The organism is Stenotrophomonas sp. 10N36, assembly GCF_056395005.1.
The window spans coordinates 375,200-397,239 of the sequence record NZ_JBFTIS010000001.1 but is presented as its reverse complement, the minus strand read 5'-3'; the positions used below and the strand labels follow the sequence as shown (position 1 = coordinate 397,239).

General features: G+C 62.5%; 17 protein-coding genes, 1 tRNA gene and 3 pseudogenes. 15 read left to right on the top strand and 6 right to left on the bottom strand.

What is annotated here, in order from left to right:
• Positions 1–72: 72 nt before the first annotated feature.
• The 11 genes and pseudogenes from AC1DCJ_RS01915 to AC1DCJ_RS01865 form a co-directional block, all read left to right on the top strand.
• The gene (locus AC1DCJ_RS01915; protein WP_478069953.1) at positions 73–2,475 is read left to right on the top strand and encodes a DNA internalization-related competence protein ComEC/Rec2; all 2,403 of its coding nucleotides are present in this window, start codon (positions 73–75) and stop codon (positions 2,473–2,475) included.
• Positions 2,476–2,478: 3 nt separating this feature from the next.
• Positions 2,479–3,150 (top strand): MotA/TolQ/ExbB proton channel family protein, encoded by a 672-nt coding sequence (locus tag AC1DCJ_RS01910; RefSeq protein ID WP_137189098.1) that lies wholly within the window; start codon positions 2,479–2,481, stop codon positions 3,148–3,150.
• Positions 3,151–3,153: 3 nt separating this feature from the next.
• A complete protein-coding gene (locus tag AC1DCJ_RS01905) occupies positions 3,154–3,576 on the top strand; it encodes an ExbD/TolR family protein (protein ID WP_038689239.1) in 423 nt (140 codons plus the stop codon).
• Positions 3,573–5,321, top strand: coding sequence for a lipid A export permease/ATP-binding protein MsbA (gene msbA, locus AC1DCJ_RS01900; protein WP_137189099.1), 1,749 nt, complete (start codon positions 3,573–3,575; stop codon positions 5,319–5,321). Before AC1DCJ_RS01905 ends, msbA begins: the two co-directional genes overlap by 4 nt.
• Entirely contained in the window at positions 5,321–6,343 is a 1,023-nt protein-coding gene (gene lpxK / locus AC1DCJ_RS01895; RefSeq protein WP_478069952.1) for a tetraacyldisaccharide 4'-kinase, read from the top strand. Before msbA ends, lpxK begins: the two co-directional genes overlap by 1 nt.
• Before the next feature lie 49 nt (positions 6,344–6,392).
• Positions 6,393–7,166 (top strand): 3-deoxy-manno-octulosonate cytidylyltransferase, encoded by a 774-nt coding sequence (gene kdsB / locus AC1DCJ_RS01890; RefSeq protein WP_038689234.1) that lies wholly within the window; start codon positions 6,393–6,395, stop codon positions 7,164–7,166.
• Positions 7,167–7,244: 78 nt separating this feature from the next.
• Positions 7,245–8,660 (top strand): hypothetical protein, encoded by a 1,416-nt coding sequence (locus tag AC1DCJ_RS01885; protein ID WP_478069951.1) that lies wholly within the window; start codon positions 7,245–7,247, stop codon positions 8,658–8,660.
• On the top strand, positions 8,657–10,504 hold the full coding sequence (uvrC, locus tag AC1DCJ_RS01880; RefSeq protein WP_038689230.1) for an excinuclease ABC subunit UvrC: 1,848 nt from the start codon (positions 8,657–8,659) through the stop codon (positions 10,502–10,504). The genes AC1DCJ_RS01885 and uvrC overlap by 4 nt, the downstream gene beginning before the upstream one ends.
• A gap of 9 nt (positions 10,505–10,513) precedes the next feature.
• On the top strand, positions 10,514–11,137 hold the full coding sequence (gene pgsA, locus AC1DCJ_RS01875; RefSeq protein WP_128095903.1) for a CDP-diacylglycerol--glycerol-3-phosphate 3-phosphatidyltransferase: 624 nt from the start codon (positions 10,514–10,516) through the stop codon (positions 11,135–11,137).
• Positions 11,138–11,183: 46 nt separating this feature from the next.
• Positions 11,184–11,259: transfer RNA gene (locus tag AC1DCJ_RS01870), tRNA-Gly, on the top strand.
• Between the two features lie 211 nt (positions 11,260–11,470).
• Positions 11,471–12,741, top strand: a pseudogene (locus AC1DCJ_RS01865) (tyrosine-type recombinase/integrase); the annotation flags it as partial.
• 18 nt (positions 12,742–12,759) lie between these two features.
• Here AC1DCJ_RS01865 and AC1DCJ_RS01860 read toward each other — a convergent pair.
• Positions 12,760–12,876, bottom strand: a pseudogene (locus AC1DCJ_RS01860) (conjugal transfer protein TraG N-terminal domain-containing protein); the annotation flags it as partial.
• Positions 12,877–13,344, bottom strand: a pseudogene (locus AC1DCJ_RS01855) (TraU family protein); the annotation flags it as partial.
• Between the two features lie 262 nt (positions 13,345–13,606).
• Between AC1DCJ_RS01855 and AC1DCJ_RS01850 the strand changes: the two are divergent.
• Positions 13,607–14,716, top strand: a complete 1,110-nt coding sequence (locus AC1DCJ_RS01850) for a hypothetical protein (RefSeq protein WP_478069950.1) — start codon at positions 13,607–13,609, stop codon at positions 14,714–14,716.
• 83 nt (positions 14,717–14,799) lie between these two features.
• On the opposite strand, the gene AC1DCJ_RS01845 is transcribed toward AC1DCJ_RS01850, so the two are convergent.
• Positions 14,800–15,123 (bottom strand): DUF6388 family protein, encoded by a 324-nt coding sequence (locus AC1DCJ_RS01845; protein ID WP_478069949.1) that lies wholly within the window; start codon positions 15,121–15,123, stop codon positions 14,800–14,802.
• 12 nt (positions 15,124–15,135) lie between these two features.
• Positions 15,136–16,008 (bottom strand): hypothetical protein, encoded by an 873-nt coding sequence (locus AC1DCJ_RS01840; protein WP_478069948.1) that lies wholly within the window; start codon positions 16,006–16,008, stop codon positions 15,136–15,138.
• A gap of 411 nt (positions 16,009–16,419) precedes the next feature.
• Between AC1DCJ_RS01840 and AC1DCJ_RS01835 the strand changes: the two genes are divergently transcribed.
• Positions 16,420–16,755 carry a hypothetical protein gene (locus tag AC1DCJ_RS01835; RefSeq protein WP_478069947.1) on the top strand — a complete coding sequence of 112 codons (336 nt, stop codon included), beginning with the start codon at positions 16,420–16,422 and terminating at the stop codon, positions 16,753–16,755.
• A gap of 157 nt (positions 16,756–16,912) precedes the next feature.
• On the opposite strand, the gene AC1DCJ_RS01830 is transcribed toward AC1DCJ_RS01835, so the two are convergent.
• Together AC1DCJ_RS01830 and AC1DCJ_RS01825 are read right to left on the bottom strand one after the other, a co-directional pair.
• Positions 16,913–17,401: a JAB domain-containing protein gene (locus AC1DCJ_RS01830; RefSeq protein WP_478069946.1), complete on the bottom strand. Its 489-nt coding sequence runs from the start codon at positions 17,399–17,401 to the stop codon at positions 16,913–16,915.
• 138 nt (positions 17,402–17,539) lie between these two features.
• Positions 17,540–17,863: a DsbA family protein gene (locus AC1DCJ_RS01825; protein ID WP_478069945.1), complete on the bottom strand. Its 324-nt coding sequence runs from the start codon at positions 17,861–17,863 to the stop codon at positions 17,540–17,542.
• Positions 17,864–18,131: 268 nt separating this feature from the next.
• On the opposite strand from AC1DCJ_RS01825, the gene AC1DCJ_RS01820 reads away from it, so the two are divergent.
• Positions 18,132–19,775 (top strand): HamA C-terminal domain-containing protein, encoded by a 1,644-nt coding sequence (locus AC1DCJ_RS01820; RefSeq protein ID WP_478069944.1) that lies wholly within the window; start codon positions 18,132–18,134, stop codon positions 19,773–19,775.
• Entirely contained in the window at positions 19,772–21,994 is a 2,223-nt protein-coding gene (locus AC1DCJ_RS01815) for a DEAD/DEAH box helicase (RefSeq protein WP_478069943.1), read from the top strand. The genes AC1DCJ_RS01820 and AC1DCJ_RS01815 overlap by 4 nt, the downstream gene beginning before the upstream one ends.
• Positions 21,995–22,040 lie beyond the last annotated feature (46 nt).

Below are 22,040 nucleotides of genomic sequence, written 5' to 3'. Positions count from 1 at the left end.
CAGACGACGACCTGCCCGATAGCGCAGGTATCCGGCCCGGCCCAGCATCAGGTTTTGTGCCCGGAGCGTTGCATGGTCATCGCGGCAGGCCGCGACGGTGCGCCAGCGGCGGTTCCACTTCCCCTGTTCGGCAAGGCGTGCGCTGCAGCGCTGCTGGTGGGCGTATGCGCCATCGTCTTCGCGCCGCAGTTGCTGCCGCGCGGGCTGGGGGCGGTGGCGGTTTGTGTCGGCTTGCTGGTGGGGGGCTGGCCCTCGCGATGGCGGTGGCTGGGCGCGGCGTTGCTCGGGGTGGGCTGCGCCTGTCTGCATGGTCACGCGGCGCTTGCGCGGCAGCTGCCTGCCACGGCAGCGGCGGTCGATCACGTGCTGCAGGGGCGGGTGATCAGCCTGCCCGACCACGGCGGACGTAGCAGCCGATTCCTGTTTCACGTTGACGACGATGCGGCGCTGCCGGTCGAGGTGCGCGGCCGCGTGTTCGCGATGGGGTGGCATACCCACGGCGGCAGCGGGGAGGATCCGCGTCGGCGCGTGCAGGCGGGCGCGCGCTGGAGGCTGCATGCACGGCTGCGCCCGCCACGGGGGCTGCGCAATCCGGGTGGCTTCGATGCGGAGCGTCACGCCCTGTTGCAGGGGGTGGCAGGGTCCGGACAGGTCCGCGAACCGGGCAGCGCACGTTTACTGGCGCCCGGCAGCGGGGTGCCCGCCTGGCGTGAACGCATGGCGGCGGCCATCGCCGCCCAGGTAAGCGGCAGCGGTGCGCGGTTCGTGCAGGCCCTTGCACTGGGCGATACCCGCGCGCTCACCCAGGCCGACTGGGACGACCTGCGCGCACTGGGGCTGACCCATCTCATTGCCATCTCCGGCTTCCACGTCGGTCTTGTCGCAGGCTTCGCGGCGTGGCTGGCCGGCTGCGCGTGGCGCGTGTGGCCGCCGCTGGGACGGTATTGGCCGCGCCCGCTGGGGATGGCCGTTGCCGCCGTCTCCGGCGCAGCGCTGTACGCCGGGGTGGCGGGCTTTGCGCTGCCGACCGTGCGCACCGTGCTGATGATTGCCGTGCTGGCCGCCGCCCGCTGCAGCCGGCGCCGGGTGACGGTCGGGCAGGCCCTGGCGCTGGCCGCCCTGGCGGTGCTGCTGGTGGATCCGCTGGCCGTGTTGGCGCCCGGCTTCTGGCTCAGCTTCGCCGGGGTGCTCTGGCTGGTGTGGTGCCTGCCGGGGCGCGACCCGCGTTGGCTGCGCCCCTTCCTGGCGGCGCAGGGCGTGGCCACGCTGGCGCTGCTGCCGCTTACCGTGGCGCTGTTCGGCCAGGCCTCGCGTGCCGGGCCGCTGGTCAACCTGCTGGCGATTCCCTGGTGGAGCCTGGTGGTGGTGCCGCTGGCGCTGCTGGGCACGGCACTGGAAGCGTTGGTGGAGGGGGCAGGGCGCTGGCCGTGGCAGCTGGCCGCGTGGTGTTTCGAAGGCAGCTGGTGGCTGCTCGGCTACGCGGCCCGCAGCCCGCTGGCGCTGTGGTGGCTGCCACAGGCCCGCGACGCGGCGTTGCTGGCGGCGGTGCTCGGGGTTGCCTGGCTGCTGCTGCCGCGCGGCAGCGGTGGGCGGCTGCCGGCGGCCCTGCTGTGCCTGCCGCTGCTGTGGCCGGCCCAGCAGCGCCCGGCCGACGGCGAGGTGGAGCTGCTGGTGATGGATGTGGGGCAGGGCATGGCCATATGGGTGCGAACCCGCACCCACCGGTTGTTGTACGACACCGGCCCTGCTGCGGTGGGCGGGTTCGATGCGGGCGAGCGGATCGTCGTGCCCACTCTGCATGCGTTGGGCGAGGGGCGGCTGGATCGCCTCGTGCTCAGCCACGGCGACCGCGACCACGCCGGCGGAGTTGCGGCGGTCAGGCGCGGCTTCCCGCGTACCCCGCTGCTGGCACCGCAGGGTGCGCTGCCGGGCATCGATGCGCCCTGCCACGCCGGGCAGTCCTGGCGCTGGGACGGGGTCGACTTCCAGTTCCTGCACCCCCGGTCGGGCACCTCGTACCAGGGCAACGAAAGCAGCTGCGTGCTGCGTATCGCGACCGCGCAGGGCGCGATCCTGCTGGCCGGCGATATCGGTGCACGCAGTGAGGCGCAGCTGCTGCAGGCGCCGTCCACATTGCGGGCCGCGCTGGTGGTGGTGCCGCATCATGGCAGTGATGGCTCTTCGAGTGCCGCCTGGGTAGCTGCGGTGGCGCCCCGGCTGGCGATTGTCTCGGCCGGGCACGGCAACCGCTTCCGGCACCCGCGGCCGGCGGTGGTCGCGCGCTGGCAGGACGCCGGTGCCGAAGTGCTGGGTACCGCTGACAGTGGCGCGCTGCGCGCCTGGCTCGGGCGTGAAGGCCTGCACGTGCGTGAACAGCGGGTTTTTCAGCCGCGTTGGTGGGATGCCGCGGAGCGGGCGCGGTCGGCTGCTATCCTATCGGCGGTCAAACAAGCGGCTGATGGGCCGGAGGGTTGAAACGTGTGGGAACTGGTCAAGGCCGGTGGCTGGCCGATGGTGCCGCTGCTGCTGTTGGGCGTACTGGCTTTGGCAATTGTCCTGGAGCGTTTCTGGACCTTGCGGCGTAACGAGGTCCTGCCCCCCGGGCTGGGCCAGGAAGTGCGCAACTGGGCCGCGCGCGGCAAGCTCGATCCCAGCCACATCCAGTCGCTGCGGGCCAACTCGCCGCTGGGTGCGCTGCTGGCGGTGGCGCTGGAAGCACGCAACCGCCCGCGCGACCAGATCCGCGAGCGCATCGAGGATGCCGGTCGGCACCTGGTGCACCGCATGGAGCGTTTCCTGAACGCCCTCGGCACGATTGCCTCGGCCGGTCCGCTGCTGGGCCTGCTGGGCACCGTGGTGGGCATGATCCAGATGTTCCTGGGCATCCTCGACCACGGCGTGGGCGACGTGAACCAGCTGGCCGGCGGTATCGGCAAGGCGCTGGTGTGCACCGCCACCGGCATGATCGTGGCGATTCCGGCGCTGATGTTCCATCGCTACTTCAAGGGCCGCATCGGCGGCTACGTGATCGAGATGGAGCAGGAAGCCAGCGCGCTGCTGGATGCGCTGGATGGTCGCCCCGGGGTGATGAACACCGGCGCCCGTGCGCCGAGCGCCGCCCCGGCCGCACCCGTCACGGCCAAGGGCTGACGGATGCGCATTCGCAATGACCGGGTCCAGGACGAGCCGCACATCGATCTGGTACCGCTGATCGACGTGATCCTCGTGCTGATCATCTTCTTCGTGGTCACCACCACCTTCGACGCGCGCTCGACCCTGCAGCTGCAGCTGCCGACCGCCAGCCAGCAGGACAACAGCGAACCGCCGCGTTCGCTCAGCGTGCTGGTCAACGCCGAAGGGCGCTACTTCATCAACGACCAGGAAGTGCTGCGTACCGACGTCGAGGCGGTCAAACAGACCATCGCCGCGGTGGCCGGCAGCGACCGTGAACAGACCGTGCTGCTGCGCGCCGATGCGCGCACGCCTTACCAGGCGGTTGTTACCGCCCAGGATGCCCTGGGCCAGCTCGGCTTCCGCCGCATCGCCATCGCTACTGCGCCGGAGGTGCATCCATGAGTAAACAACACGCCCCGATCTGGCCGATCTACAAGCGCCTGCTCGGCTATACCCGCGCCTACTGGACCTTCATGGTGGCCGCGGTGATCGCCATGGTCGTCGAAGCGCTTGCCGGCTACCACTTCACCAAGCTGATGGAGCCGCTGGTCAACCGCGGCTTCGTCAACCCCGAGCCGCGCATGGCGGTGATCCTGCCGCTGACCATTCTCGGCCTGTTCATGATGCGCAGCCTGGCCACGCTGGTCAGCGACTACGCGCTGGCCCGCACCGGCCGCAGCGTGGTGCGCGACCTGCGCGAGCAGGTGCTGGAAAAGTACCTGCACCTGCCGTCCTCGCACTTTGACAGCGAGGCGACGCCGGTGATGGTCAGTCGCCTCAACTACGACACCGAACAGGTCACCCAGGCCAGCGCCGACGCGCTCAAGACACTGGTGGCCGACACCCTGACCATCATCGCGATGCTGGTGGTGATGCTGCAGATGAGCGTCAAGGTCACCGTGGCGATGCTGGTGGTGGTGCCGCTGATCGGCGTGATCGTGTCGTTCGTGGGCAAGCGCTACCGCCGCATCAGCCGTGGCATCCAGGACGGCATGGGCAGCATGGCGCAGACTGCCGAGCAGTCGCTGGCCGCGCAGCAGGAAGTGAAGGTGCATGGCACCCAGGCGCATGAAATCTCGCGCTATGCCCGCCTGGCCAACCGCATGCTCGGCCTCAACATGAAGGTGGAAACCACCCGTGCGCTGGCCTCCAGCACGGTGCAGTTCCTGGCGGCGCTGGCGCTGGCGGTGATCGTGTGGGTGTCCACCCGCGAAGCCCTGGCCGGCAAGCTCAACGCAGGCCAGTTCATGGGCCTGATGACCTCGATGATGGCCATCATTCCCTCGCTGCGCCGGCTGACCAGCGTGCAGACCTCGATCTCGCGCGGCGTGGCCGCCGCCGAGCGTCTGTTCGGCATCCTCGACCTGCCGGTCGAACGTGACGAGGGCATCCAGAAGATCGGCCGTGCGCGGGGCGAGCTCGCCTTCGAGCACGTGATGCTGCGCTACCGCGAAGACACCGGCATCGCCCTGGATGACATCAGCTTTGTCGCCAAGCCGGGCACGGTCACCGCGATCGTCGGCCGTTCCGGCAGCGGCAAGACCAGCCTGATCCGGCTGGTGCCGCGCTTCTACGAACCCAACGGGGGCCGCATCACCCTGGACGGCGTCTCGCTGGAGGACTACCCGTTGGCCGACCTGCGCCGCCAGGTGGCGATGGTGGGGCAGAAGGTGATGCTGTTCGACGACAGCGTGGGGGCCAACATCGCCTACGGCATGGATGCCAGCGAAGCGCAGATCCGCGCCGCCGCCGAAGCGGCCAATGCCTGGGAGTTCATCGAGCGTATGCCGCAGCAGTTGCAGACGCCGGTGGGCGAGAACGGCGCGCTGCTGTCCGGTGGCCAGCGCCAGCGCCTGGCGATCGCACGCGCGATCCTGCGCGATGCACCGATCCTGATCCTGGACGAAGCCACCGCCGCACTCGACAACGAATCCGAACGCCTGGTCCAGGACGCGTTGCAGCGCCTGATGCCCGAGCGCACCACGCTGGTGATCGCACACCGCCTGTCCACCATCGAACACGCCGATCAGGTGCTGGTCATGGACCACGGTCGCATCGTCGAACGCGGCACCCACCAGGAGCTGCTGGCCCTCGGCGGGCTGTATGAGCACCTGCACAAGATGCAGTTCCGCGAAAGGCAGGCCTGATGGCGGCCAAGGGCACCCGCACGCCGGCGTACTGGTATGACGGCAGCGCCATCCCGTTGCCGGCGCGGCTGCTTGCGCCGTTGTACGGCGGCGCCATTGCGCTGCGCAGGCTGCTGTATCGGCGCGGCTGGCTGAAACGGCATGCGCTGCCGGTGCCGGTGGTGGTGGTGGGCAATGTCACGGCCGGTGGCACCGGCAAGACCCCGCTGACCATCGCGCTGGTCAAGCGCCTGCGTGACGCCGGCTGGAAGCCCGGCGTGGCCAGTCGCGGTTACGGTCGCGACGAGCCGGGCACGGCGCGTTGGGTGGAGGCCACCACGTCCACCGCCATTGGCGGCGACGAACCGGTGCTGATCGCGTGGAAGACCGGCGTGCCGGTCCGCGTGGATGCCGACCGCGTGGCGGCTGGCAAGGCGCTGGTTGAGGCGGGCTGCGACATCATCGTCTGCGATGACGGCCTGCAGCACTACCGGCTGGCTCGGGATATCGAGATCGAAGTGGTCGACGCGCAGCGTCGCTACGGCAACGGGCGGATGATCCCCGCCGGGCCATTGCGCGAGCCCGTCACCCGCGCCAACGACTGCGATTTCCGCGTGGTCAACATGGGCCAGGCCAGCGATGGCGTCGGCGCGCAACCGGCGTGCGGCTTCGGCGAATGGCCGATGCAGCTGCATATCGACAGTGCCCAACCGCTCAGCGGTGGTCGCCCGCGCACGCTGGCACATTTCCGTGGCCAGCGCGTGCATGCGGTGGCCGGCATCGCGCACCCGCAGCGCTTCTTCGACATGCTGCGCGCGCAGGGCATCGGCGTGGTGCCGCACGCGTTCCCCGATCATCACGCCTACCAGGCCGCCGACCTGCGGTTTGGCAGCGAACTGCCCGTATTGATGACCGAGAAGGATGCGGTGAAGTGCAAGGTATTCGCCAACGAGTGGCATTTCGCCGTGCCGCTGGCGGCCGACCTGCCCGCCGCATTCTGGGTGAACCTGCTCGACCGCGTCGACAAGCTGGGCAAGCGCTGAGCGTGGTGCCCGTCGTCTCGAGTCCCCTGACATTTTCGTGAGTCCGCACATGAGCCAGCCCCTCGATTTCGTTGTCGCCATTCCGGCCCGTTACGCAGCCTCGCGCCTGCCCGGCAAGCCGCTGCGCCTGTTGGGTGGCCAGCCGCTGGTGCTGCGCGTGGCCGAGCGTGCGCTGCTGGCCGGCGCGCGCGAGGTGTGGGTGGCCACCGACGACGCCCGCATTGCCGATGCGCTGCAGGGCCTGTCCAGCGTGCGTGTGGCGATGACCTCGGCCGACCACGCCTCCGGCACCGATCGCCTGGCCGAATGCGCCGTGCAGGCCGGCTGGAGCGACGACACGGTAGTGGTGAACCTGCAGGGGGACGAGCCGTTCGCCCCGGCCGAAGGCATTCGCGCGGTGGCCGAAGCACTGGTCTACAGTGGGGCGGAGATGTCCACCCTGGCCACCCCGGTGGAAGACGCTGAGACGCTGTTCGACCCCAATGCGGTCAAGGTGGTGCGCCGGCAGAACCTGGATGCGCTGTACTTCAGCCGCGCACCGATTCCGTGGCACCGCGACGCCTTCGCGCGCTCCCGCGACACCCTGGCCGGGCCGCACTGGCTGCGTCACATCGGCATCTACGGCTATCGTGCCGGCTTCCTGCGCCAATTCGCGGCGTTGCCGCCGGGCACGCTGGAGCAGCTGGAGTCGCTGGAGCAGCTGCGCGCGCTGGAAGCGGGTCATCGCATCAGCGTGGCGCTGACCCCGGCCGAATTCCCGCCGGGCATCGACACCCCCGAAGACCTCGCCCGGGCCGAAGCCTGGCTGGCGGCGCAGGGCTGACCGGCCAGCGCGCGCAGGCCGCCGTCGGATTGACGCGGCACGACGATTGCATGACGCCGACTCCGGCATAATCGGGGCATGAACGTACAGCCTGTCCAGGACCTGCCCGAATTTGCCACGTGGCTCAACGCCACGCCGACCACGCTGACCGAACTGCGCGGGCGGCCGGTGGTGCTGGCCTTCGTCAACGCCGCCTCGGTGTGGTGCGCGCAGCGGTTGGCCGAGTTGGCGCAATGGCAGTCGCGCAACCCGGGCAAGCTGCAGCTGCTGATCCTGCAGGTGCCGCGCTTCGACTGCGAACGCGACCCCGCGCAGGCGCTCAAGCTGCTGCGCCGGCAGGGCCTGAGTGGCCCGGCGCTGCTCGACGCGGACTGGGATGGCTGGCGCCGCTTCGGCGTGACGGCCTGGCCGACGCTGGTCCTGCTGGATGCGCAGGGACGCGAGCGTGATCGCCTGGTCGGGTTCGGCGGCGAGCTGGAACGGGCGCTCAACGCGCTGTGCGAGGGCGGCGCCCGACCGGTCGACGGTGACATGGCGCTGGTCCGCGAACTGCACCCCGAGCCGCGCCTGCCGCTGTCCTTCCCGACCGGGCTGGTGGCCACCACCGAGCGCCTGTACATCGCCGACAGCGGCCACCACCGCGTGCTGGAATGCAGCCACGGCGGGCGCGTGCTGCGCCAGTTCGGGCTGGGTACCGCCGATTTCATGGACGGCGGGCCGGCCGAGGCCGCCTTCAACCGTCCCCAAGGCCTGGCCCTGGAGCGCGAGTCGCTGTACGTGGCCGACACCGGCAACCATGCCCTGCGCCGCATCCACCTGCTGACCGGCCAGGTCGACACGCTGTGCGGCACCGGCCGCCCGGGCGAGCCGATCGAGGGACCGGTGGCGCAGCCGCGCCAGACCGCGCTCAACCACCCGCAGGGACTGGCGGTGGCCGACAACCAGATCCACATCGCGATGGCCGGCGACAACCGCATCTGGACCTACCACCTGGGACAGCGCAGCCTGCAGTGGCGCGCCGGCTCGGGGGCGATCGACGAGCGCGACGGCAGCGGCCACCTGGCCGCGTTCGCGCAGCCGGCATCGCTGGCGGCCGTGCAGCAGGTGCTGTACGTCTGCGATGCGCTGGGGTCTTCGATCCGTGCCATGCAGCTGCGCGGCGACTTGGTGCAGACGCTGGTCGGGCAGGGCCTGTGGTCGTTCGGCGAGCAGGATGGCCCGCGTACGATCGCCCAGTTGCAGCATCCGCAGGCCATCGCGCTCAGTCCGGATGCGCCATTGCTGTGGATCGCCGATGCCGGCAATGGCCGCCTGCGCACGCTGCGCCTGGGCGGTGGTGAGCTGAGCACGCTGGAGCTACCGCGTCGTCTGCACGGTCCGGCGGGGCTGGCGCTGGGCGGCGGGGCGGTGTGGATTGCCGAGACCGACGCCCATGCCGTGCTGCGTTTCGACCCTGTCAGTGGCGTATTGAGCGAAGTCCCGATCAGCGAATGACTGTTTCCACCGCACCCGCCTTCGATGGCAAGGCATTCGCGGCCCACCTGAGTACCGCGCCCGGCGTTTACCGCATGTACGCCGCCGACGACAGCCTGCTGTATGTCGGCAAGGCGCGCGCGCTGCGCAATCGGGTGGGCAGCTACTTCAACGGCACGCCCAAGACCACCCGGATCATGTCGATGCTGTCGCAGGTTGCGCGCATGGACGTGACCGTGACCCGCTCGGAGGCCGAAGCGCTGCTGCTGGAAAACCAGCTGATCAAGTCGCTGTCGCCGCGCTACAACGTGTCCCTGCGCGACGACAAAACCTACCCGCACGTCCTGCTCACCCGCGAAGACTGGCCGCGCATCGCGCTGCATCGCGGGCCGCGCGCGGTGCCGGGCCGCTACTACGGGCCCTATCCGGGCGTGACCGCCGTGCGCGACACGCTCAACCTGATGCACAAGCTGTTCAAGCTGCGCAGCTGCGAGGACAGCGTGTTCCGCAACCGCTCGCGGCCGTGCCTGCAGTACCAGATCGGCCGCTGCAGCGCCCCCTGCGTGGACCTGGTCAGCACGACGGACTATGCCGAATCGGTGCGCCGTGCCTCGATGTTCCTCGAAGGAAAGAGCGACCTGCTCGCGCGCGAACTGGGCACCCAGATGCAGGCAGCCAGCGACGCGCTGGAGTTCGAGCAGGCCGCACGGCTACGCGACCTGGTCACCGCGCTGCGCAGCATGCAGACCCGCCAGTACGTGGACGGCCGCGCTGCCGACCTGGACGTGCTGGCCTGCGCCACCCGCGGCGCCAATGCCTGCGTGATGCTGCTGGCCTTCCGTGACGGTCGCAACCTGGGCACGCGCCCGTTCTACCCGCGGACCAACGGTGAAGAGAGCGCCGAAGAAATCCTGGCGGCGTTCGTGTCGCAGTATTACGCCGAACACTCACCGCCCCGCGAGATCCTGCTGGACCGCGAAATCCCCGACGCCAGCCTGATCGAGTCCGCGCTCTCGGCCTCGGCCGAGGTCAAGGTGCAGTTGAAGTGGAACGTACGTGGCGAGCGCGCCGGGTATGTCGAACTGGCCAGCCGCAATGCGCAGATCACCCTGGTCAGCGAACTGAGCAGCCGCAGTGCCCAGCATGCGCGCAGCGAAGACCTGCGGCAGATGCTGGGCCTGGCCGAGCAGGTCAAGCGGGTGGAGTGCTTCGATATCAGCCACACCATGGGCGAAGCCACCGTGGCCTCGTGCGTGGTGTTCGATGCCGCCGGCCCGGTACGCAGCCAGTACCGCCGCTTCAACATCAGCGGCATCGAGCCGGGCGATGACTACGCGGCCATGCGCCAGGCGATCGAGCGGCGCTTCCGCCGTGCGGTGGAAGAAGACGGCGTGCTGCCGGACCTGCTGCTGATCGACGGTGGCGCCGGCCAGCTCGGCCAGGCCCAGGCGGCGCTGGCCGACCTGGGCGTGGAAGGAGTGATGCTGGTGGGCGTGGCCAAGGGCGTGGAGCGCCGGGCAGGGCACGAGGCCCTGGTGCTGCCCGATGGCCGCGAGCTGCGCCCCGGGGCGGCCTCGCCGGCCCTGCAGTTCATCCAGCAGGTGCGTGACGAAGCCCACCGTTTCGCCATCACCGGCCACCGCGGGCGCCGCCAGAAGGCCCGCATGACCAGCAAGCTGGAGGATATCGCCGGCATCGGCCCGCGCCGCCGCGCCAGCCTGCTCAAGCATTTCGGCGGCCTGGTCGGCCTGAAAGCGGCCGGCGAAGCCGAAATCGCGAAAGTCGAGGGCATCAATGACGCCCTCGCTGCACGCATCTACGCTAACCTTCATGGACTGCCCGCGCCCGACGCGGCGGGCGAGTAGAGAGATGCGATGAAGTTGACCCTCCCCACCTGGCTCACCCTGCTGCGGATCCTGATGATCCCGGTGCTGGTACTGGTGTTCTACCTTCCCTACAAATGGACCAATTTCGCCTCCGCGGCGATCTTCGGCCTGGCCGCCATCACCGATTGGCTGGACGGCTGGATCGCCCGCCGCTACAACCTGGCATCCGCGTTCGGCGCGTTCCTGGACCCGGTGGCCGACAAGCTGATGGTGGCCGTGGCGCTGTTCCTGATCGTGCAGGGCCATCCGACCGCGTGGATGGCGGTGTGGGCGGCGGTGATCGTCGGCCGCGAAATCGCCGTGTCGGCACTGCGCGAGTGGATGGCCGAGATTGGCCAGCGCGCCAAGGTGCGCGTGGCCCTGATCGGCAAGATCAAGACCACCGCGCAGATGGTGGCGCTGCTGTGCCTGCTGTATTCGGTGGCACCGCATACGCCGATGCAGGACATCTGGATGGGCGTGCAGGTGTTCCACATCGGCGACTGGACGCTGGCCATCGCCTCGATTCTCACGTTGTTCTCGGGCCTGCAGTACCTGCATGCCGCGTGGCCGAGCCTGCGTGAAGACGAACGCCTGGCCCGCGAAACCGCCCGCGCGAAAAAGAATGCGTAAGGGCTGTTGACACCTGTGCATTTGGTTGTAGAATTTCGCCTCCCAAGCGGGAATAGCTCAGTTGGTAGAGCGCAACCTTGCCAAGGTTGAGGTCGCGAGTTCGAGTCTCGTTTCCCGCTCCAGATATAGATCTACAGAGTCCCATGGAAGTCTGTAAGTCGTTGAAATCAGACGCTTCGGCGTCTTTTTTCGTTCCAGCCAACGCCACTCCGATCCATGGGCATCCGGACTTTTTTTGGTCCAGAAATTAGTCCATGAAATCCGGACTCCCGCCGTGGGGGTTTGTTGCCGGAGAGGAGCGTCGAGCGTCACGAGCATCTAGCCCTGAATTTTATGTTCAGGAGCTCGTACATTGCACTCTCAGATGCAACTGTCCGCCAGGCCAAAGCCACTGGCAAGGACTACACCCTCGGCGATAGCGATGGCCTGTCACTCGGCGTGAGCGGGGCTGGCGGCAAGTCGTGGCACTCCCGCTACTCGTGGGCTGGCAAGCAAAGCGCATGTCACTCATGACCTATCCCGAAGTCGGCCTGCGTCAGGCACGCTCTCTGCGCGACGAAGCGCGTCGGCTCATCGCCCAGGGCACGAACCCCTGCACGCATCGCCGGCATGAGCGCCACACCCACAACCTTGCAGAGCAGAAAACCTTCCAGGCGATGTACGCGCTCTGGCTTGCGCGCCGCGGTCGTGTGCTCAAGAAGGGCCGGCAGAGCACGCTGGAGCAGATCGAGCGTGTTTTCGACAACGACGTGCTGCCGGCGTTGGGCAAGTCTTCGATCTATTCCATCAAGCGGCACGACTTGCTTGATGTGCTGGCCAGAATCGAGCGGCGTCGAGCCTACACCGTGGCCAAAAAGGTCAGAACCTGGTTCAAACAGCTGTTTCGCTTCGCCTTGGTCAAGGCGCCGGGGCTGGAGCTGAATCCGGCCTGGGACCTTGATGTGGTGGCGGCCCCTAAGCCGCCTGTAACCCACAATCCATTCCTGCGGCTACCTGAGCTGGCTGATTTGCAGCGCGCCATTACCGGGTATGGCGGCGCGTTACAGACCCGTCTAGGCCTGCGCCTGCTGCTGTTGACGGGCGTGCGCACTGGCGAACTGCGGCTTGCCACGCCGGATGAGTTCGACCTGAAGCAGGGGGTGTGGACGATTCCGCCCGAAGTGATGAAGCAACTGCAGTTGGAGATGCGCAAGGAAGGGCGCCGGGCCCAGGAGATCCCGCCTTACATCGTGCCGTTGTCGGAGCAGCCTAAGGACATCGTTCGGCAGTTGCTGCAGCAGCTGCGGTCGGCGCAGAATTATGTGTTTGCCCATCGCTACGACCTCAACGACAGGATGAGCGAGAACACACTCAACACGGCCTTGCACCGTATTGGCTATGCCGGATTGCTGACGGGGCATGGCATGCGTGGGGCGCTCTCCACTGCGCTGCACGAAATCGGCTATCCGAAAGCCTGGATCGATGCCCGGTTCTCGCACGCGGACCCGGACAAGGTCAGTGCAGCTTACAACCACGCGGAGTACGTGGAGCAGTGCCTCCGAATGATGCAGGACTGGGCCGATCGGCTCGATCTGTGCCTTCAGTGGAGGCGGCGAACAGGCAGTTGGCCGTTTATCTGGATGGAGCAGCGGGTCGCGGATGCGGGAGGCATCGATGTCCATGCGCATCTGCCGCAGGTCCGTGCCACACGGAATGGCGGCAACTGCTGCGCCCGTGACGGCCTTGGACGCTGCATGAATGCTCAGCAGGTAGGGCACGAACGCCGTGCCGGCCCCAGCGCAGGTGTAGCCGGACTGACCGGCGAACTGGCTGAAGGCCCAGCCGCCAAGGCGGCCGATCACGTCGGCGTTCTTGAAGCGCAGGGCTGGGTCTTCATGGCTGTTGCCACCGGTGTTAGCAGCGCCACTGTGGGCGTTGGCGGAACTGAAGCGACGCACATCACGCTAGGGGTTCTCTCCGGCATTGGCGTAGCTGGAAACCACGGCATCGGGGATGTAGTGGCGGACCTTGGTCGAGGTACGCACCTGACAGCCGTAGGGGATGCAGAACAGCCAGTAGCAGATGCCGACGACGCGGTAGGTCAGGCAGTCCTGAGAGGCAGTTGAGGCGGTGATGTCGGCGGTGCTGAGGGCCATCGAGGCGGCGGGAAGGCCCAGAAGGCCTGCCAACAGACTGCGGCGAAGGGAGAGAAAACGAAGCGCTGCCATGATCGAATCCTGCGAGCGTGGATGCTGGCGATTGGATCAGCTAGATGCGTTTCACGCGTGGTTCAATCCTTCAAGATGCACGCCCGGATTTGCTTAGGCCAATATAGTGCGCCATGTCCATACGGAGGCTTGTTGGCGTATGGTTTCATGATCATCGGTTGATCATCGGTTGATCATCGGCTGATCATTGCCAGCATTGCAGGGGGAGAGTGTGGGAACGAAAATGCTATCGAGGGCGATTTCCAGCAAGCTGGAGAACTTCGTGGCACCAAAGAGGGGCGACGGATTCGAAGACCTTTGCCTGGACCTCTTTGGTCATGTGTTGAGTAAAGTTGGGCTGCCTATCATCGGAGGCCCCTACACGAGAATCGTCGCGCGAGGTGTTAGCGGAAATTCGCAGCACGGCGTAGACATCTATGACCCTGCAACTCGTTCCGCCGCTCAGTGCAAGAATCAGGCGACCGTCACCACATCTCACCTTGAAGAGGAACTGCGGAAGCTCAGAGGCTTTGATAAGCCTGTTGCGCACTATTTCTTCCTGCTGGGGCGCAAAGGCGTGTCCACAAGCTTGCAGGATTGGGTTGATGAGGCCAACCAGCGCAGAGCAGAGGCAGTAGTAGAGGATCCAAGTACTGCCGCTGAGGGGGTAGTGGCCAGCCCTATGCTTCACATTTTGGGGTGGCCGGAGCTCAAGGGTTATCTCTTCGAGAGTAACTTTCTCATGTGGAAGTGGGGTGTGGCCCACCCTGTCATTCACCAGTACCCGTACCTTCCTACGCTGGATGTCCAGTTTTTGACGGATTCGATTGGGGCGCTGAAGGCGAAACTAGATGTGCTGCCCGATAGGCAGGAATCCAGGGATGCTGTTGCCGGCCTGCTCCGAACTGTTGATGTTGAAGGTTTGGTCGATTTGGTTGCGAACGAAAGAGTTGAGCGTGAGGTTTTTGATGGGCTGACGAACTTCAATCAAGCTTGTGACACAGCCTGGCGGGTTGCAAAGCAGTACTCGGTTGCAGTGAAGGATGTTGATAGCCGTGATCCAATCATCATGGAGCAGGGCTTCGCCATGATGAACGATATTGCAAGATTCATTCCTCGCATATCGGCGCTGGGCTATCTCCGTAACTTGTATAGGGCTAGCAGGCAGTTATTAGATTTGTTTGTTGATGATGATAGTCACGGTTGGGCACCTGTCGAATATGAGCACGAAGGAGGGATCGTTGAAGATGATGGTGACACCACTTTGACTTTCAATTTCAAGCGTGAAGACTGGACGAGTCAATATTATGTTGAGCCCGGCCATGTGGATGAATTGGTGCAGTTTATTGTTAGAACAGTGCGGCGTGCCAATGAGGATGTCGCAGTGCGATAGGAGGCTGTGAGGAACGCTGGTTCAGCTTTCCTGCGCCTCCGGGCTTGATCGTGGATAACCACAGGTCGTAGGGAAGAGCGCTATTACTCTTCAGTGCGATTGATGATTTTGTATTCAGTCCATTCAATGCCAAGTGCTTCAGCGGTTCTGCGATGAATGTCGATTCGCCATGAGTGAGCCTGTTCGGGCGATTCTGCCGCAAGCCGGATGACAAGTTCTGATACTTCTATTTGGCGATCCTTGGCAGCTTGGGAAAAAATTTCGTCCCGCTTGTGCTGCTCGTACTCAAGTGGTGTTATGCCGAGTGCTTCCAAATGGGTCGGATGTGCAGGTTCGACCCTAAGTAGGTGTTGGTTCTCTGCGAAGAAAATTTCCAGGGCTCGTTGGTAGCGATCATCGATGGACATAAGCTAGGCTCCTCAAGGTTTCATGACCGTCTGCGCGTGTGCGAAAGAAATAAAGCGTTCGTAGGCGACAGCTTCACACTGTATTGTGTTCCACAGGTTTGACTGCGTCGCAATATACGGTGGCTCTTCGGCGCCATCAAGCACAACAACGCAAGAGGTTGAGATATAGAAACCATCACATTTTCCGGACGATACGGAATTTTTTATGATCTTCTTGTGACGGTTTATGAAGTCAATGTTGAATTGGCTTAGTGTGGCGAGCGCTGCGTTTTTGTTGGATTGTCTCAGGTACTTCCCGGTGGGCGTTAAATCATCAAGATTAAGTGCGATAACTCCACCATTTGTAAATGGCGCTAGCTGCTTGGACGCTTTTCTTATTTGATTCTCAACGTTACTTTCGGACCAGATTTTCTTGCATGCAATCGGATACTGATGCCCGCAAACGTCTACTAAGATGTCCGGCTCTGCTGCCTTTGCTGAAAGGCCATTGCTCTTTAGATCTGAAAGTAAGGCTACCTCCCAGAGCGCGTCCTTACCTTGGGATGCCATCCTGTCATAGGGCTGCATCACGCTTCTCGCCATGCGCATGAAGATTTGTTGAACGCCAGGATCTTCAGCGTTTCTTGTAATGGCGTCAGCCAATCGGTACACGTGAGCCGTCTCAAATATCACCTGCGGCGTAGGTGATTTCTGCTCGATCCATGCCTTGCTCAGCTTGTCCGCTTGCTTTAGCAACTGATCTAGGGCGCTGCCTGAGCGGATAACGATTGATCGCGAGTGGAAAATTGCTCTGACTTCCTGAGTCTTAGCCGCGATGGTTTCGTACGTGTCAATAGAGGCGCGATTGACGAGCTTTGTAACTGTTCCGGTCTCAGTGAGGCTCATGCTTGGTGCCGCTCAACGGTGCTGCAGCTGTTGATGGAGTACTGACCGATATCCGTTAGGCCATTGAGGTCACGTGCTGCTGCCCTGATCCGTGGACTTAGATGCTGATTGGATAGCATCTCATCGGCCGCCCAGCAGTGGAGTTTGCAAGTGAACGTTGACGGTCGACGTAGTGCTGGAAGCTGCTTCGGACAGGTGCTCGTAGTCAAGCGCGTTAACTGAGAGGCACGCGTCATGAGGTTTTTGCCAGTGACTTTAGGGCTGCGATCAATAATTGAGGGGCGGAGGCCGCCCACTGCTTCCAGGTTCTGTGCAAAAAATTGCGCATTAGTGTCACCGCTGGAGGCTGGTCATTGGTATGGGAAATGATATCGTAATGGCTTCACAGGGATGATGCTTTTTGGAGTGAATATGAGCGAAGTGAAGGTGCTTGAGCAGCTGCTCGCCAATGGCAGCTTGGATAACGAAGTGGATAAAGTGGCTGGCATTGCGAAGCTTGCTATCGATAAGGGATTTGAAAGCCTGACCGGTGCGCAGCAGTCAGTGCTCAGGCCGTTCCTGAGTCATGACTGTGAGGGCGTAGAAAACCCCGGAGGTCACCACAATGATTGTCAAATGACCCTTGAGGGTGAGCATCTAGCAAAAGCGGTGCAGCAGGAAATGTACTACGGGCGAGTGTTGTGCGAGAACTGCGTCGACGAAACGGAGCAGTATGCCCGGGAATGGGAGTGCATTCGGGACGAGTGAGCGGCTCTGGCTGCACATCTAGAGCATAGTCTCGCGGCTCGATGAAGCAGACGCAGCCAGGTTGCTCTTGGCTGCGTCTGTTGGACCAGATTGAAGGTGCAAATGCGAAGAGTTGGCTCTGTGACCTTTCTTGGATGCTCGGTCCTCGGGCGCCCAGCTACAGCTTTCCAGCCTCGGCAAATGAGTAAGCTTCCCAGCTGCCTACTATGAAGTGATCGAGTACCTGCACATCCACCCTAGCCGAAAGCTCTTTGAGGGTACGTGTCAGGGCTCCATCCGCCAAGCTTGGCTGAACATCTCCGGAAGGATGATTGTGAGCAAGGATCACCGCCGCACAGTTGACCTCCAGTGCCCGCTGCAGCACTCGGCGTGGCGGTACCGTGGCACTGTTGATGGGGCCTTCGACCAGCGGCTCGAACGCCATCAGCCGATGCCGGCTGTCCAGAAACATCACAGCGAACACCTCATGCTTCACAGGTGCAAGCCGTAACTTCAGGTAGCGCTTCACCTCATCTGCGCAAGTCAACATTTGTCCACGCTGAAACAAGCGCTTTTCGAGTACTGCAACGGCCCGGTGCACCAAGCGCTGCTCGGGTTGGGACAAAACGGAAATGGCACAGTCCGTGCCGGGGTGTGACGGGGTCATAGAACCTCCTACGACGAATGGGAGGTTCTGCCCCATCCGGGCTGAACCCCGATGGGAAAGATGAGACGCCCGAGATGGGCTAAGAAGGACCGCGCGTTTAACACCGCAACGCGGTGCCGTAGCCGTTACGAACGTAGGCTACCTGGGCATGTCGCTGACAACGTCAGCAGGCATTTCGGTGTTCGGGCTGTCGGGTGGGACCAGCAGGTCGATTGCCGAGAGCAGGGCGTCGGGCTCGACCGTGCCGCGTAGGGTGAGCACCCGCTGGCTGTGATTGTGTATCAGGCGTAGCGCTGGAGTGACATTCAATCCGTACCGCTGGGCATCCGGTTTTTGCGCTTGCACCACCTGTGCTGCCTTCTGGCTTTCGAGGCAGGCCAGCAGGGCGGGGGGGGGGGGGTACTGGATGCCGCTGGGCAGGCCGAGGCCATTGCCTTGGGTGTGCAGGAAGACCCAGGCCACGGGCCCCAGAACGCTTCGCGCCCCTCCAACTGACCTACGCACTCGGCCAGTTCCGCTCCGGCGGCAAGTTAAGCTGCACTCAATCCGGCAGTGAATGGCCCCGCATTGATGTCGATATGGTGTGGAACGTCTGGAGTACCGCACTGACTGGCGGGCTGGGAAGCTTGGCGTCGCCAAGGCTGCACGTCACCAGGCTGCCCACCTTGCGTTGCAAGCATCAGATTGCCATCAATAATCTGGACTAGGGAGGGGTATTGCCATAAATTCCATGACTAAAGCTGCCATGGATGTCGAGATGGAACCTAATGATGCAGGCGGAGTTGCTGCCAAGCACGGCTTCATCTTCCAGGATTGTGTCGCCGCCTACTACGTCACCCAGATGTTGCGGGACAAGAGTATTCAATGCGTTCGGTGCGAAGTCACCGATGATATCGATATCGTCTGCAGTGATTTCGTTGAGTTCGTGCAGGTCAAAACCACTACGAAGGCCCACTGGGCGAGAAGTGATCTCGTCGTCCTCAGTAAAGGTGCCGGCAAGAAAACACTTCCCCGCAGCTCGATCCTGCATAAGTCAATGGACTGTGAGCCCAAGCTCGCCGTGCCGAGAAAGTTCAGGATCATTACGGAGCATCCTGCCAACGTCACTCTTGAGTACCTGCTCATCCACCGTGATGAGCGTAACGGTAAGTCCGGGCGTGATGAGCTCGTCGATTACCTTAACTCCAGAACCTCCAACTACGTCGCTGTTAGCGGGGTAGACGTGGCGACATGGGTTGATGCTGCTTGTTGGGAAGTCTTCCGGACAATGCGCGAGATTGAATTGCTGGGCATCCGGAATATCCGGCTGGCCTCGTATGACCTTCATGGCGTCATCTTGAGTACCGAAGCCACGGCGGAGGAGATCTGGCGTGGCGTCTTGGACACCGTCACGCGTAAGGGTGCTCTGTCTCGCAAAATCCACTCAGTTGACAGCAAGTCCTATCTTCGCGCGGATTTGAACGCCTGGTTCCTGAAGTATGTGGAGGAAGATCAGAAGCGTGCGGGCCGCAAGGTCTACGTCAAGCGTCAGTTGCCACAAATTTTGGTTCCGTTTCGCGACCCTATGGTCACCCCCTGCGCCAAGCGGAATGGGCGTGTACTGCACCAGCAGTACAGCCTCAAGCGTTACCGGTACGAACACATCGTCGACAACGTCTGCAACTGGTTGGATGAAGTGTTTCTTCGCCCAAACGAGCTTGCTGACATCCACAAGATGTCGTTGGTCGAGCAAGGTCAACGCCTGAAAAGGACGGTATTCGCCTCCTTGTCGGACGTCCGCTCATTCCTGGGGCGAGTGCTGCTTCATGCCACGATACGGCAGATGCATTCCAGTCAGCCCATCCCATGCCTGCTTTACTTGCAAGGGCAGGATGAGGAAAAAATCCTTGAAAACGTTCATATTGTTCGGCGCGACTCTGAAGGCGATCAACTGTGGGTTGGTTTTAGTGAACTAGTGACATCAGCCAACATCGTTACGCGTCTGCCTGAAATTCGCGATCAGCTTTACGAGGAGATCGCTCAGTGCTTTGGCGACGCTCGGGGGAGAATTCTCGATATCAAGGATGACGATTACCTTTTGTCTCATGACATAGATGCGATTTTGGATCAGAGCAATCCATTTGACGCTCATTTGGATCGCTTCCGATTTGTACTGTTCATTGGTTACGACTCAACGTTGCTGACCGACCCTGAAACAATGGGGTACGAAGATCATCTGGAGCGTGAAACGATTGCTCTCTTTGGAGCTTTTGTCGATGACTTGAAGCACGATTCAACGTTCGGAGCGCTCACCATTGATGTGTTCATCTATCCAGCTCCAAGTTTGGAGATGTTGACCCAGTTGGTCGACAAGAAGGTCAGGGAGGCCGTGTGACCGAGGTTTACGATGAAGCAAGATTGAGCTTGGAAAGTGATGCTTTCTCAGCATTCCGCTACCTGTCAGCGGTCAACGCCCTCCTGTCCAACCCAGTATCCACGTCTCTGGGTAGAGATCTGACGATTCGGGCGCTGGGTGCGCGAGACAAATTTTCTGATCACACTGGCATTCTTCGCAACATGGTCAGAAAAGCGGGACTATTCCCTTACCTTAAGAGGGAGTTTTCTGAGCTGTCCCAAGGTGATCGGATTGCTCTCGATGTGTACAGAACGCCATTCTCAGAAGACTTTGTCTTTCATTCGATGCAGTTCCGAATTTTTGACTTGCTGAAGGCTGGTCGTAACGTCGTGCTCAGTGCGCCCACCAGCATGGGCAAGAGTGCCATCGTCGACTCGCTGCTAGGGCTTGGTCGTTTCGATAGGGTTGTGCTAGTCGTGCCTACGGTCGCTTTGGCTGACGAGACGCGCAGGCGTCTGCAGGAGCGCTTTGGTAAGGATTATCAGATCATTCACCATAGCTCTCAAAAATGCCGTAGCGACAGAGTGGTGTATGTTCTGACCCAAGAGCGCGTCAATGAGCGGGATGACATCAAGGCCATCGACCTTTTCGTTATCGACGAATTCTATAAGCTCGCCTTCCAGAAACTTAAAAGCGGTACCACTGACTTCAAGGACGAGCGGGTCATTGAGCTCAACATCGCGCTTAGCAAGTTGCTTGAAGTTTCCAAGCAGTTCTATCTGACCGGCCCCTTCATAAACAGTATTCGAGGCCTTACAGAGCTGGGGTACGACCACGCGTTCATTTCCGCTGACTTCAATACCGTGGCTGTTGATGTGAAGACGTTCGGTGTGGATGCCAATGACGAAGAAGGCAAACTGGCGATGTTGGCGACTATCGCCCCCCAGTGCGAAGGCGCCACGATCATCTACTGCAAGTCGTCTAGCGTAGCCGGCAAGGTCGCCCGTGAGCTCGTCCGTCTAGGATATGGTCAGCCGTTCCAGAGTGAGCATATCGACTGGGTCGCCGAGGAGTTTGACCCAGAGTGGGATTACACCTATGCCCTAAGGAACGGAATCGGCCTGCATTTTGGTGGTCTGCCCAGGGCGCTGCAGCAGTACACCGCCGACCGTTTCAATACTGGTGACCTACGTTTTCTACTGTGTACCGCCACCATCATTGAGGGGGTGAACACGGTGGCGAAGAACGTTGTCATCTTCGACAATCGTAACGGCACCCGTGGAATCGACAAATTTACACATGGCAACATCAAGGGCCGTGCGGGCCGGATGGGCATCCATTTCGTAGGTAAGGTGTTCTGCTTGGAGGATGTTCCGGAAGACAGCTTGAACCAAGAGGTCGATGTGCCTTTGGGAATTCAGGATGCGGACACTCCTCTCAACCTGCTTGCTAGCGCACAGCCTGAGCATTTGTCCGAGTACTCCCAGGAGCGGTTTGAGACTGCATTCGCACAAGATCGCTTTTCCGTTGATCTTGTCAAGAAGCACTCCTATTTCAGGATGGAGCAGTTCGAGGAGCTCTACAGCATGGTTCAGATGCTCAGCGATGAAGAGTTCAAGTCCCTCGTATTTCACTGGTCGCCAGCGCCTGGTTTTCTGACTACCTTGGCCAAGATTTGTATCCAGCTCGTGCCCAAGTCGTTTTCCACGAATGGGTTGCAGACAAAAACGCCCGACAACATCTTGGCTAAATTGACCAGCTATCAAAGGGCAGAGAGTTACTCGGACTACTTGAAGGGCCAGATCGAGTATACAAAGCAGCGGATCAGGGACGACGAGGAGCGCATAAGTACTGGCCAAAAACGCATTAAGGCTGATGAGAAGTTGACTGTTTCGAGTGGTCTCAACAACGACTTGAAACTCGTAAGCAATGCCTTCGGCTACACCATTCCGAAGGTGTTGGGGTTACTGGAGGACGTGGTCGGGTTGCACGTGATCAAGCAGGGAAGCCGCAGCAAAATTGACTACAGCTACGTGAGGATGAGCTTCGAAAATTTTCATCTGCCGCCTGGGGTGAACGCGCTAGAAGAGATCGGCATCCCCATTCAGACGCTGCACCGCATGTCTGAGTTGCTGGAATTCCCAGAAGGAGCTGGGGTGGACGAGTTGGCTGACTATCTTCGGCAGAACGAGCGAGCTTGGGCGTTTATGGGACATGTCGACCGGAGCTTCGTGAGACGGGCGTTGGGGGCGGAGTGATAGAGCTACTGATTAAGCGATAGGTTGCTGGGATGGGGGCGTGTTG

Excerpts from the sequence above, each read along its gene's own strand:
- AC1DCJ_RS01915 (WP_478069953.1), top strand. The coding sequence starts at position 73 with ATGGTCATCGCGGCAGGCCGCGACGGTGCGCCAGCGGCGGTTCCACTT.
- AC1DCJ_RS01905 (WP_038689239.1), top strand. The coding sequence starts at position 3,154 with ATGCGCATTCGCAATGACCGGGTCCAGGACGAGCCGCACATCGATCTG.
- msbA (WP_137189099.1), top strand. The coding sequence starts at position 3,573 with ATGAGTAAACAACACGCCCCGATCTGGCCGATCTACAAGCGCCTGCTC.
- lpxK (WP_478069952.1), top strand. The coding sequence starts at position 5,321 with ATGGCGGCCAAGGGCACCCGCACGCCGGCGTACTGGTATGACGGCAGC.
- kdsB (WP_038689234.1), top strand. The coding sequence starts at position 6,393 with ATGAGCCAGCCCCTCGATTTCGTTGTCGCCATTCCGGCCCGTTACGCA.
- AC1DCJ_RS01885 (WP_478069951.1), top strand. The coding sequence starts at position 7,245 with ATGAACGTACAGCCTGTCCAGGACCTGCCCGAATTTGCCACGTGGCTC.
- uvrC (WP_038689230.1), top strand. The coding sequence starts at position 8,657 with ATGACTGTTTCCACCGCACCCGCCTTCGATGGCAAGGCATTCGCGGCC.
- pgsA (WP_128095903.1), top strand. The coding sequence starts at position 10,514 with ATGAAGTTGACCCTCCCCACCTGGCTCACCCTGCTGCGGATCCTGATG.
- AC1DCJ_RS01845 (WP_478069949.1), bottom strand. The coding sequence starts at position 15,123 with ATGTCCATCGATGATCGCTACCAACGAGCCCTGGAAATTTTCTTCGCA.
- AC1DCJ_RS01840 (WP_478069948.1), bottom strand. The coding sequence starts at position 16,008 with ATGAGCCTCACTGAGACCGGAACAGTTACAAAGCTCGTCAATCGCGCC.
- AC1DCJ_RS01835 (WP_478069947.1), top strand. The coding sequence starts at position 16,420 with ATGAGCGAAGTGAAGGTGCTTGAGCAGCTGCTCGCCAATGGCAGCTTG.
- AC1DCJ_RS01830 (WP_478069946.1), bottom strand. The coding sequence starts at position 17,401 with ATGACCCCGTCACACCCCGGCACGGACTGTGCCATTTCCGTTTTGTCC.
- AC1DCJ_RS01820 (WP_478069944.1), top strand. The coding sequence starts at position 18,132 with ATGACTAAAGCTGCCATGGATGTCGAGATGGAACCTAATGATGCAGGC.